The 12,402-nt window shown below is 72.4% G+C and carries 9 protein-coding genes; 8 read left to right on the forward strand and 1 reads right to left on the reverse strand.

Annotation, left to right across the window (positions count from 1 at the left end):
* Positions 1–155 precede the first annotated feature (155 nt).
* From ACFYML_RS27770 to ACFYML_RS27785, 4 genes are all read left to right on the forward strand, one after another.
* Complete coding sequence (locus tag ACFYML_RS27770; protein ID WP_387423426.1) at positions 156–2,519, forward strand: polyribonucleotide nucleotidyltransferase; 2,364 nt, start codon at positions 156–158, stop codon at positions 2,517–2,519.
* Between the two features lie 230 nt (positions 2,520–2,749).
* Complete coding sequence (locus ACFYML_RS27775) at positions 2,750–4,117, forward strand: M16 family metallopeptidase (protein ID WP_387423438.1); 1,368 nt, start codon at positions 2,750–2,752, stop codon at positions 4,115–4,117.
* 159 nt (positions 4,118–4,276) lie between these two features.
* Positions 4,277–5,050: a 4-hydroxy-tetrahydrodipicolinate reductase gene (gene dapB, locus ACFYML_RS27780; RefSeq protein WP_387423427.1), complete on the forward strand. Its 774-nt coding sequence runs from the start codon at positions 4,277–4,279 to the stop codon at positions 5,048–5,050.
* Positions 5,051–5,112: 62 nt separating this feature from the next.
* Entirely contained in the window at positions 5,113–5,580 is a 468-nt protein-coding gene (locus ACFYML_RS27785; RefSeq protein ID WP_387423429.1) for a GNAT family N-acetyltransferase, read from the forward strand.
* 69 nt (positions 5,581–5,649) lie between these two features.
* On the opposite strand, the gene ACFYML_RS27790 is transcribed toward ACFYML_RS27785, so the two are convergent.
* Entirely contained in the window at positions 5,650–7,767 is a 2,118-nt protein-coding gene (locus ACFYML_RS27790; RefSeq protein ID WP_387423430.1) for a glycogen debranching N-terminal domain-containing protein, read from the reverse strand.
* Positions 7,768–7,927: 160 nt separating this feature from the next.
* On the opposite strand from ACFYML_RS27790, the gene ACFYML_RS27795 reads away from it, so the two are divergent.
* The 4 genes from ACFYML_RS27795 (at position 7,928) to ACFYML_RS27810 (ending at position 12,254) form a co-directional block, all read left to right on the forward strand.
* Complete coding sequence (locus tag ACFYML_RS27795) at positions 7,928–8,905, forward strand: LacI family DNA-binding transcriptional regulator (RefSeq protein WP_387423431.1); 978 nt, start codon at positions 7,928–7,930, stop codon at positions 8,903–8,905.
* Between the two features lie 26 nt (positions 8,906–8,931).
* Entirely contained in the window at positions 8,932–10,179 is a 1,248-nt protein-coding gene (locus tag ACFYML_RS27800; protein WP_387423432.1) for an extracellular solute-binding protein, read from the forward strand.
* Between the two features lie 67 nt (positions 10,180–10,246).
* Positions 10,247–11,365, forward strand: a complete 1,119-nt coding sequence (locus ACFYML_RS27805; RefSeq protein ID WP_387423433.1) for a carbohydrate ABC transporter permease — start codon at positions 10,247–10,249, stop codon at positions 11,363–11,365.
* Between the two features lies 1 nt (position 11,366).
* Positions 11,367–12,254, forward strand: a complete 888-nt coding sequence (locus ACFYML_RS27810; RefSeq protein ID WP_083672371.1) for a carbohydrate ABC transporter permease — start codon at positions 11,367–11,369, stop codon at positions 12,252–12,254.
* Positions 12,255–12,402: the final 148 nt, after the last annotated feature.

The following is a 12,402-nucleotide window of genomic DNA, read 5'->3' on the forward strand; positions in this document are numbered from 1 at the left end:
CCACCCGAGAGGGAGCCGGTCAGCGTACCGGTCTCCGGTAGTGGCCCCCGGGCACCCCGGCATCGTGCCGGCCACCCGGGCGCTTCGATCGAAGACCGGCCGTCTGAGTAGCTCCCGTGTCGTGGACCCCCGACGCGAAGGAGCACGACAGCACCATGACCGAGACCAACCTCGGCACCGAATCCCGCACCGCCGTGATCGACAACGGGTCCTTCGGTACCCGTGAGATCACCTTCTCCACCGGCCGGCTGGCCCGTCAGGCCGCCGGCTCCGTCATCGCCCAGCTCGGCGAGACGGTCGTCCTCTCCGCCACCACCGCCGGCAAGCAGCCGCGGGAGCAGTTCGACTTCTTCCCGCTGACGGTGGACGTCGAGGAGCGGATGTACGCCGCGGGCCGGATCCCCGGCTCGTTCTTCCGTCGCGAGGGCCGGCCCAGCGAGGACGCCATCCTCACCTGCCGGCTGATCGACCGGCCGCTGCGCCCGTCCTTCGTCAAGGGCCTGCGCAACGAGGTCCAGGTGGTCGAGACCGTCCTCGCGCTCGACCCGCAGCACCCGTACGACGTCGTGGCGATCAACGCCGCCTCGATGTCGACCAAGCTCTCCGGCCTGCCGTTCTCCGGCCCGATCGGGGCCACCCGGATGGCGCACATCGACGGCCAGTGGGTCGCCTTCCCGACCCACGAGGAGCTGGCCCGGGCCACCTTCGACATGGTGGTGGCCGGCCGTGCCCTGGCCGACGGCGACGTCGCGATCATGATGGTCGAGGCCGAGGCCACCGAGCACACCGTGGCGCTGGTGGCCGGCGGTGCCCCCGCCCCGACCGAGGAGGTCGTCGCCAGCGGCCTGGAGGCCGCCAAGCCGGCCATCCGCGAGCTGTGCCGGGCGCAGAGCGAGCTGGCCGAGGTGGCCGCCAAGCCGGTCGCCGAGTTCCCGGTCTTCCTCGACTACCAGGACGACGCGTACGAGGCGGTGGCCGACCTGGCCCGTGCCGACGTCGCCGAGGCCCTGAAGATCGCCGGCAAGCACGACCGCGAGGAGGCCCTGGACCGGATCAAGGCCCGGGTCGCCGAGGAGCTGGGGCCGCGCTTCGAGGGCCGCGAGAAGGAGCTCTCCGCCGCCTTCCGCTCGCTGACCAAGTCCGAGGTCCGCAGCCGGGTGCTGCGCGAGCAGGTCCGCATCGACGGCCGCGGCCCGCGCGACATCCGCCCGCTGACCGCCGAGGTCGGCGTGCTGCCCCGGGTGCACGGCTCGGCGCTCTTCGAGCGCGGCGAGACCCAGATCCTGGGCGTCACCACGCTGAACATGCTGCGCATGGAGCAGGCGCTGGACACCCTCTCCCCGGAGAAGTCCAAGCGCTACATGCACAACTACAACTTCCCGCCGTACTCCACCGGTGAGACCGGCCGGGTCGGCTCGCCGAAGCGGCGCGAGATCGGCCACGGCGCGCTGGCCGAGCGGGCGCTGATCCCGGTGCTGCCGTCGCGCGAGGAGTTCCCGTACGCCATCCGGCAGGTCTCCGAGGCGCTCGGCTCCAACGGCTCCACCTCGATGGGTTCGGTCTGCGCCTCCACCCTGGGCCTGCTCTCGGCCGGTGTGCCGTTGAAGGCGCCGGTCGCCGGCATCGCCATGGGCCTCATCTCCGACGAGGTCGAGGGCAAGACCCAGTACGTGACGCTGACCGACATCCTCGGCGCCGAGGACGCGTTCGGCGACATGGACTTCAAGGTCGCCGGCACCCGTGACTTCGTCACCGCGCTCCAGCTCGACACCAAGCTCAACGGCATCCCGTCGGACGTGCTGGCCGCCGCGCTCCAGCAGGCGCACGAGGCCCGGCAGACCATCCTCGACGTGATGCAGTCCGCGATCGAGGCCCCGGCCGCGATGAGCGACTACGCGCCCCGGGTCACCACCGTCAAGATCCCGGTCGACAAGATCGGCATGGTGATCGGCCCGAAGGGCCAGACCATCAACGCCATCCAGGACGAGACCGGCGCCGAGATCTCCATCGAGGACGACGGCACGATCTACGTCGGCGCGACCAACGGCCCGTCGGCCCAGGCCGCGGTCGAGCGGATCAACGCGATCGCCAACCCGACCCTGCCGAAGGTCGGCGACCGGTTCCTCGGCACCGTGGTGAAGACCGCCCCGTTCGGCGCCTTCATCTCGCTCCTGCCCGGCCGCGACGGCCTGCTGCACATCTCCAAGGTGGGCGACGGCAAGCGGGTCGAGAAGGTCGAGGACTACCTCAACGTCGGCGACAAGGTCGAGGTGGAGATCGCCGACATCGACCAGCGCGGCAAGATCTACCTGGACAAGGTCCGCCCGGAGGGCGCCGAGGCGCCGGCCGCCGAGGAGGCCGCCGGTGGCGAGCGTCCGGGTGGCCGGGACCGGGGCGACCGCGGCCCGCGCGACCGTGGCGACCGGGACCGCGAGCGCGGCAGCCGGGGCCCGGAGCGTGGCGAGGGCGGCGGCGAGGGCGGCGGCGAGCGCCCGCGTCGCCGGACCCGGCACAGCTGATCCTCGATCGGCCGGGTGACGCCGACGGCGTCACCCGGCCGATCCTGCGACGGCTCCAACTCGGCGCGTCTGCCGCGTGCTGCGACCTGGAGCCGTCGTTCGGCAACTCCAGTTCGGCGCGTCTGACCGCACCCGACCTGGAGCCGTCGCCATCCACCCCTCGGCGAACTGGAAGCAGGTTTTTCGTGAGTCGGACCCCTCGTTCGTCTTTTCCTGCGGATCGACGGGCGGTGGCGCCGCCGGGCGCCGTCCGGCAGGTGGCCGAGGCAACCCGGTCCGCCGGCGGGTCGACCCGGGCGGTCACCCGCACGCTCAGCGACGACCCGCTGGGCGGCACCGTACGCCGTACCGTGCTGCCCAGCGGGTTGCGCGTGCTCACCGAGGCGATCCCGGCGATGCGCAGCGTCTCGTTCGGCATCTGGGTCGCCGTCGGCTCCCGGGACGAGACCGGGCCGCAGGGCGGGGCCGCGCACTTCCTGGAGCACCTGCTCTTCAAGGGCACCCGCAAGCGCAGCGCGCTGGAGATCTCCTCGCAGATCGAGGCGGTCGGCGGCGAGACGAACGCCTTTACCACCAAGGAATACACCTGCTACTACGCCCGGGTGCTGGACGAGGACCTGCCCCTGGCCATCGACGTCATGTGCGACCTGGTCGCCGACTCGGTGCTCAACGACGCCGACGTGGAGACCGAGCGCGGCGTCATCCTCGAAGAGATCGCCATGCACGACGACGAGCCCGGCGACGAGGTGCACGACCTGTTCGCCCGCGCCGTCTACGGCGACCACCCCCTCGGCCGGCTGATCTCCGGCACCGAGGAGACGGTCACCCCGATGACCCGCCGGCAGATCCAGACCTTCTACCGCCGCCGGTACACCGCGCCGCAGATCGTCATCGCCGCCGCCGGCAACCTCGACCACGCCGCCGTGGTCAAGCTGGTCCGCCAGGCCCTGCGCGGCACCCCGCTGGACACCGACCCGGCGGTGCCGGCGCCGCACCGCCCGGCCGCCCCGGCGGTACGCACGAAGCCGGCCACCACGGTGGTCGAGCCGAAGGAGACCGAGCAGGCGCACGTGATCCTCGGCTGCCCGGGCATCGACCGCACCGACGAGCGGCGCTTCGCCCTCGGGGTGCTCAACAACGTCCTCGGCGGCGGCATGTCCAGCCGGCTGTTCCAGGAGATCCGGGAGCAGCGCGGGCTGGCCTACTCGGTCTACTCGTACGCCAGCCAGTACGCCGACAGCGGCCTGTTCGCCGTCTACGCCGGCTGCGCCCCGGGCAAGGTGGACGAGGTGCTGGAGCTGACCCGCGCCGAGCTGGCCAAGGTGGCCGCCGCGGGGATCACCGAGGCCGAGCTGGCCCGGGGCAAGGGGATGAGCAAGGGTTCCTTCGTCCTCGGCCTGGAGGACACCGGCTCCCGGATGAGCCGGCTGGCCAAGGGCGAGCTGCTCTACGGCGACCTGATGCCGGTGGACGAGCTGCTCGCTCGGGTCGACGCGGTGACCCTGGACGACGTGAACGCCCTGGCCGCCGACCTGCTCGGCCGGCCGATGTCCCTGGCGGTGGTGGGCCCGTTCGACGAGTCCGCCTTCTCCGCCTGACCCTTCCCGCCGCGCCCGCCGACGAGGGATGCCGCAGGTCGGGGTGTCCGCCGCCGGGGCGGGCCCGGGTTGCCGCAACCCGAGTCGATCATGCTCGTGGGGTGGGACGGCCGGGCGCTCCAGCGGGGTGGGCGTCCCGATTGGGATAGGTTGTGCCCCGTGACTGACGAGCAGGAGAAGAACCTGGCCGAGCCGATCCGGGTCGGCGTGCTGGGCGCCCGCGGCCGGATGGGCATGGAGGTCTGCAAGGCGGTCGACGCGGCCCCCGACATGGACCTGGTGGCGATGGTCGACCAGGGCGACGGGCTGTTCGCCGCCTCCGACGCCGGTGCCGAGGTGGTCGTCGACTTCACCACTCCGGACGTCGTCATGGACAACCTGCACTGGTGCGTCGACCAGGGCATCAACGTCGTGGTCGGCACCACGGGCTTCACCGAGCAGCGCCTGGACCGGGTCCGCGGCTGGCTCGCGCGCAAGCCGGGCGTGGGCGTGGTGATCGCCCCCAACTTCGGCATCGGTGCGGTGCTGATGATGCAGTTCGCCGCCCGCGCCGCCCGGCACTTCGAGTCGGTGGAGATCATCGAGCAGCACCACCCGCGCAAGCTCGACGCGCCCAGCGGCACCGCCACGCACACCGCCCGACTGATCGCCCAGGCCCGTGCCGAGGCCGGCCTCGGCGCCGCGCCGGACGCCACCCGCGACGAGGTGCCGGGCGCGCGCGGCGCCGAGATCGACGGGGTACGCGTGCACGCCGTCCGCGCCACCGGGCTGGTCGCACACCAGGAGGTGCTCTTCGGCACCACCGGCGAGACGCTGACCATCCGGCACGACTCGTACGACCGGGCCTCGTTCATGCCGGGCGTGCTGCTCGCTGTGCGGGAGGTACGCCACCGGCCGGGCCTCACGGTCGGCCTGGACGCCCTGCTCGACTGAGCGGCCCCCGTCCCGCCGGAATCCGGTCGTCACGCGGCCGGGCCGCGCCTAGGGTCGCGGGCATGATCGATTCTGCGCTCCGGGACCGCGCCGGCCGGCACGTGACCCTGCGTCCCGTGGACGACGACAACTGGCGGGCGGTGGCGGACGTGGCGCCCCGCGACGACCAGCGCGCCTGGGTGCCCGCCCTGGCCGCCCGCTACCTGCTGCTGACCATGCGCTCGGACGTCTGGACCTCGCTGGCCGTGTACGCGGACGAGACGGTGGTCGGGCACGTCATGTGGGGCGTGGACGACGACGGTTCCCGGTGGATCGGCGGCATGGTGATCGACGCCGCCGAGCAGGAGCGGGGCGTCGGTCGGGCCGCGGTGCGTACCCTCGCCGACTGGCTCGCCATCCAGGGCCACCCGATCCGCCTCAGCTACCACCCCGACAACACCCAGGCCGCCGCCCTCTACCGTTCCCTCGGCTTCCACCCCACTGGCGCCACGGAGGACGACGAACTGGTCGCCGAACTCACCCCCGCCTGACCGCGTCGATCATGAGGTTGACGGCGCCGTCCGAGATCGACTTCGCCGCCAACCTCATGATCAACGGCGTCAGCGGGGGGCGGGGGTTTCCGTAGCGGGGCGCTGGGTGGGGATGTGGGGGGTGGTGGTCACCGTCAGGCCGGCGGGGAGGCCGGTGACGGTGGGCCGGCCCGAGGCGTCGACCTGGACGGCGACCGGGGCGCCGGCGACGCGGAGGCCGTCGACGGCGAGCGCGCCCAACTCCGGGCCGGCCAGCGGGCTCAGCCGCACCTGGCCGCCCGGCACGTCGGGGTAGATGCCCACGCCGGCCTGGAGCAGCAGCACGGCGGCCGCCGCCGCCCACGCCTGCGGGCGGCACGCCGCCGGGTACGGCACCGGACGGCTGAGCGTCGCCCGGTCGTCCCCGGCGTACAGCTCGGGGAGGCGGTAGTCGAACGCCTCGGCGGCGGCGAGCAGCCCGTCGGCGAGCCGGAGCGCGCCGTCGGCGAAGCCGGCCCGGGCCAACCCGCCGACCACGATCGCCGTGTCGTGCGCCCAGATCGAACCGCAGTGGTACGACAGCGGGCTGAACCCGGCGTCGTCGGTGGACATGGTGCGCAGCCCGAAGCCGCCGGCCAGCGCCTCGGTCGACAGCAGCGCCGCCACCTGTGCCGACTCGGCGTCGGAGAGCAGGCCGGTGCCGAGCAGGTGGCCGATGTTGCTGGTCAGCGAGTCGACCGGGCGCTTGTCCCGGTCCAGCGCCAGCGCGGGCTGCGGGCCGTACCGGCCGTCGACCCAGAACGCGTCGCGGAACCGCCGGGCCAGCCGGTCGGCGTACTCCCGCCAGCGGTCGCCGCCCGGGCGGCCGAAGGCGTCGAGCAGGTCGGCGCCGTGCACCGCCGCCTGGTAGGCGTATCCCTGCACCTCGGACAGCACGATGGGTGACTGCGCCTGCCGGCCGTCGCGGAAGCGGATCGAGTCGCCCGAGTCCTTCCAGCCCTGGTTGGCCAGGCCGCTGCCGCTGGTGTCGACGTATTCGACGAAGCCGTCGCCGTCGGCGTCGGCGTGCTCGCCGAGCCAGCCGAGCGCCGCCTCCAGGTGCGGGAGCAGCGGCTCGACCTGGTCGGCGGCGAGACCCCAGCGCCAGGCGTCGTGCAGCAGGCCGACCCAGAGCATGGTGGCGTCGACGGTGCCGTAGTACGCGGGCGGCAGCCGCAGCTCATGGGCGGGCAGGCTGAACTCGTGCCGGCGCAGCTCGTGCAGGATCTTGCCGGGCGCCTCGCCGGTGGCCGGGTCGACCCTGCTGCCCTGCCGGCGGGCGAGGACGCGCAGCGTGCCGGCGGCCAGTTCGGTGCCGAGCGGCAGCATCATCCGGGCGGCCCAGAGGCTGTCCCGGCCGAAGAGGGTGAGGAACCAGGGCACGCCCGCGCCGAGGAAGACGTCCCCGGGGTGGGCCGGGTCGGCCAGCCGCAGCCCGCGCAGGTCGGCCAGGGAGCGGTCGAGCAGCCGGACCAGGCGGCGGTCGTCGGCGCGGACCTGCGGGACGGACCACTCGGGGCCGGCCGGCGGGGCGACCACCACGGCCTTCGGATCGGTGACGGCGAGCCGCCAGCGCAGCGTCACGGCGTCGCCGGGGGCGAGGTCCACCGGCCAGCTGAGCCGGGGCGCGAGGGCCCGGTCGCCGGTGGCGTCGACGGTCGCCGCCTCGCCGGTCACCGTGACGGTGACGCCCTCGGCGGCCCACTGGACCTGGCCGGGCTCGCCGGACTTCGCCTCCAGCGGCGACCCGCTCCCGCCGGACTTGACCAGCTCGATCGGGGCGAGGTCGCAGCCCAGGTCGACGCTGACCGTGGCGCGGACGGGGGCCGCGGCGGTGGAGGTGATCCGGATCTCCTCGGTGACGCCGTGCGGGCCGGCCTCCCGGATGCGGTCGATCCGGACGGTCGGGTCGGGGCCGGGGTCGCCGAGCCAGCGGGCCAGGGTGACGAAGCGGACCCCGTGGGGCCCGGCCGCCCCGTGGGCCACCGCCTCCGGTTCCCGGTCGTCGACGCGCAGCTCGGCGCGGGAGAGTACGCGGGCGTCGGCGTGGAACACGCCCTGGACGCCGCTCGGCCGGATCTGACCCGCCGCGTCGCCCAGCGCGCTGGTGGGGGCGTGGACCGCCCCGACCAGCTCGTGCAGCAGGGGTTGCAGGTGGCGTTCGGACACGGGGAACTCCTGGTGCTGATCGGGTGGCCGGAGCGCGTCTTGACAACTGGCTCCGGCCCGGTGCAGAGTGCGAAACATTCCAGAAACTTTGAACGATCTAATACTGCCGTATCCACGTTGGAACGTTCAAGGCGGCGAGAGGGACTCAATGGCTGAAAAGGTGACCATCTCGACGGTGGCCCGGCATGCCCAGGTGAGCCGGCAGACGGTCTCCAACGTCCTCAACGCGCCGCACATCGTCCGGGACGAGACCCGGCGCCGGGTGGAGGAGGCGATCGCCGCGCTGGGCTACCGGGCCAACCAGGCCGCCCGGCAGATGCGGACCGGTCGCTCCCGGCTCGTCGCGGTCCGCATCGAGCCCACCCGGGACGGGATCAACGGCTCGGTGCTCGACCGGTTCCTGCACGGCCTCACCGAGACCGCCGACGCCGCCGGCTACCGGGTCCTGCTCTACACCGCCCGTGACGACGGACACGAGATCGACACCTACGACGACCTGCTCGGCGCGTACGACCTGGACGGTTTCGTGCTCACCGGCACCGACCACGGTGACCCGCGGACCGCCTGGCTGGCCGAGCGGAACGTGCCGTTCGTGACGTTCGGCCGGCCCTGGGACGCCGCCGAGGCCCATCCCTGGGTCGACGTCGACGGCGCGGCCGGCACCGCGCAGGCCACCCAGCGGCTGCTCGACACCGGCCACCGCCGGATCGGCTTCATCGGCTGGCCGGCGGGTTCCGGCGTCGGCGACGACCGGCGTGCCGGCTGGCGTACCGTCATGGCCGCCGCCGGCCTGGCCGGCGGCGCACCCCACCGCGAGACCGAGGACGGCATCGCCCACGGCGAGCGGGAGATGCGGGCGCTGCTCGCCGCCGACGAACCGCCCACCGCGGTGGTCTGCGTCAGCGACTCGCTCGCCCTCGGCGCCCTCCAGGCGGTACACGCGGTGGCCGCCTCCGTCGCCGTCGTCGGCTTCGACGACACCCCGGTGGCCGCCGTGGTCGGGCTGACCAGCGTCAGCCAGCCGCTCGCGGCTGCCGCCGCCCGCTGCTTCGAGCTGCTCACCGGCCTGCTCGACGGTCAGCCCACCGACCCACACGTGCTACTCAGCCCCACGCTCGTGCTCCGGCACACCGCGTGATCCCCCATCCCCACCAGGAGAATGAGATGACACCTCGCACCCTCACCCGGGCGGCGCTGGCCGGCCTCACGGCCGCCGCGCTGTTCGGCACCGCCGCCTGCGGCAGCGGGTTCGACGACTCCGCGAAGGACACCAAGCAGTCCAGCGGTCCGGCCAACCTGCAGATCATGATCGGCTCCTCCGGCGACGCCGAGACCAAGGCGGTGCAGGACGCCGCCGCGAAGTGGGCCTCCTCCTCCGGCAACACCGCCACGGTGACCCCGGCCCAGGACCTCACCCAGCAGCTCGGCCAGGCCCTCGCCGGCGGCACCCCGCCGGACGTCTTCTACGTCGACGCGTCCCGGTTCGCCGACTACGCCAGCGTCGGCGCGCTGGAGCCGTACGGCGACAAGGTCAGCAACAAGGACGACTTCTACGAGAGCCTGCGGAACACCTTCACCTACGACGGCAAGCTCTACTGCGCGCCGAAGGACTTCTCCACCCTGGCGCTCGAGATCAACACCGACCTGTGGGCCAAGGCCGGCCTGACCGACGCCGACGTGCCGACCACCTGGGACCAACTCACCGCCGCCAGCCAGAAGATCAAGGCGAAGGGCATGGTGGCGCTCGCCCTCGGCGACACCCGGGACCGGATCGGCGCGTTCATGGTGCAGAACGGCGGCTGGCTGATGAGCAAGGACGGCAAGCAGCCGACCGCCGACACCCCGGAGAACGTCCAGGCCCTCGAGTACGTCAAGGGCCTGCTCACGAACGGCTACGCGAAGTTCCCGAAGCAGCTCGACGCCGGCTGGTCCGGTGAGGCGTTCGGCAAGGGCAAGGCCGTGATGACCATCGAGGGCAACTGGATCAAGGGTGCCCTGAAGAACGACTTCCCGAACGTGAAGTACAAGGTCGTCCCGCTGCCGGCCGGCCCGAAGGGCCAGGGCACCCTCTCCTTCACCCAGTGCTGGGGCATCGCCGCGAAGTCGAAGTTCAAGGACCAGGCGATCAAGTTCGTCGAGGCGATGACCGCCGGCGACCAGCAGATCGCCTTCGCCAACGCGTTCGGCGTGATGCCGTCCCGGCAGTCCGTCCGCGACCAGTACACCAGCGCCTTCCCGGCGGACAAGCCGTTCATCGACGGCGCCGCGTACGCCCAGGGCCCGGTGAACGCGCCGAAGATGGACAGCGTGCTGCGCGACCTCGAGGCCGGCCTGCAGGGCCTGGCCAACGGTGACCCGAAGAGCATCCTGGCGAACTTCGACAAGAACGCCAAGGCGGCGCTCGGCGGCTGAGCGTGACCGGAGGGGCCCGCGTCGCGGGCCCCTCCGCGTCGGCTCCCACTCGAAGGAGGGAGGGGAGATGGCTACGGAGGCGCTCACCGCCCCGGCCACCACGCCGGCCGGTCCGTCGCGCCGCCGCCGCGGCGGCATCCGCGGCAACGAGAACATCGCCGGCTGGCTCTTCGTCGCGCCGGTGATCGTGATCCTCGGGTTCTTCCTGCTGCTGCCGATCCTGATGGCGCTCTGGGTGAGCCTCACCGACTGGAACGGCCAGGGCAGCCCGTTCACCGCGGACGTGCCGTTCGTCGGCGGGAAGAACTACACCCGGCTGTTCACCGAGGACGGGCTCGACCGCCGGGACTTCATGACCAGCATCCGCAACACCATGTACTACGTCGGGATCGTGGTGCCGGCGCAGACCGTGCTCGCTCTCGGTCTCGCGCTGATCGTGAACAACCGGATGCTCAAGGGAAAGGGCTTCTTCCGCAGCGCCTTCTACTTCCCCTCGGTCACCAGCTCGGTGGCGATCAGCGTGGTGTTCCTGTTCCTGTTCGCCAACTCCGGCGCGGTCAACAACCTGCTCAGCTTCCTCGGCATCGACGGGCCGGAGTGGTTCGCCGACTCCCGCGGCGTACTGCACCTGCTGCTCGGCATCGTCGGGGTGGACTCTCCGCCCGGCGCGCTCACCTCCGGCGGCCCGTTGGGGCTGAGCTGGTGGGACTGGCTCTCCGGGCCGAGCGTGGCCATGGTCTCGATCATCTGCCTGGTGATCTGGACCACCTCGGGCACGTTCATGCTGATGTTCCTCGCCGCGTTGCAGAACGTGCCGGTGGCGCTGGACGAGGCCAGCACCCTCGACGGGGCGACCCGCTGGCAGCGGTTCCGCCACGTCACCCTGCCGCTGATCAAGCCGACCACGTTCCTGGTGCTCACCCTCGGCCTGATCGGCTCCTGGCAGGTCTTCGACCAGGTGTACGTGATGAGCCAGGGCGACCCGGCCAAGACCACCCTCACCCCGGCGTACCTGTCGTACCGCACCGCGTTCCGGGACTTCGACTACGGCTCGGGGGCGGCGATCTCGTTCGTGCTGTTCCTGATCATCATCGTCTTCACCCTGCTCCAGCGCCGGGTGATGGCCGACCGGGACCGATCCCGGCGCGGCCGGTGGTGGCGGCGACGCGTACCGGAAGGGTCCTGACATGGCCGTGCTGACCGACCGGCCGGCGGCGCCCGTCGCGCCGCGCGCCGCCCGTGGGCCACGCGCCCGGGTCAACCGCATCCTCGGGTACGCGGTCCTGATCTTCTTCGGGCTGGTCTTCATCTACCCGTTCGTGATCCAGCTCGGCAACTCGTTCAAGACCGAGCCGGACGCGGCGGCGAACCCGCTCTCCCCGGTGCCCGACCCGGTGACCCTGGCCGGGTTCGAGCGGATCTTCGCAGGCACCAACTTCCCGCTCTGGCTGGGCAACTCGCTGCTGGTCACCGTGCTGGTCACCCTCGGCCGGGTCTTCTTCGACTCGCTGGCCGGATACGCCCTGGCCCGGCTGCGCTTCCGGGGCCGGGCCGGGCTCTTCGCCGCGGTCATCGCCGTGATGGCGGTGCCCGGCGTGGTGCTGCTGATCCCGAAGTTCCTGGTGCTCAAGCAGCTCGGCCTCTACGACAGCTACGCGGGCCTGGTGGTGCCGCTGCTGGCGGACGCGGCCGGGGTGTTCATCATGAAGCAGTTCTTCGAGTCGATCCCGGTGAGCGTGGAGGAGGCGGCCCGGATCGACGGCGCCGGGGTGTTCCGCACCTTCTGGTCGGTGGTGCTGCCGATGGCGCGGCCCGCGCTGATCACGCTGACCATCCTGTCGTTCCAGGGCTCCTGGAACGAGTTCCCGCACAGCCTGGTCTCGGTCCAGGACCCGCACCTGTTCACCCTGCCCCGCGGCCTGGCCGACCTGGTCAGCGGGTCGCTGGGCAAGGGCACGCAGTATCCGCTCAAGCTGGGCGCGGCGCTGCTGGCCACCATCCCGGTGGCGGTGCTGTTCGTGATCTTCCAACGCTACTTCGTGCGGGGCGCCAACGAGGGCGCCGACAAGGGCTGAGCGACGGGCTCGATCGGTACCGGTGGCGGGGGGGCCCCGCGCCGGGGCCCCCCCCCCCCCCCCAAAAAAAAAAAAAAAAAAAAAAAAAGTTGGGGGGGGGGGGGGGGAAACCCGCACGCCGGGGCGCGGCCCCCCCCCAAGCCCCCCA

This window comes from Micromonospora sp. NPDC007230 (assembly GCF_042869115.1).
Taxonomy (GTDB): domain Bacteria; phylum Actinomycetota; class Actinomycetes; order Mycobacteriales; family Micromonosporaceae; genus Micromonospora.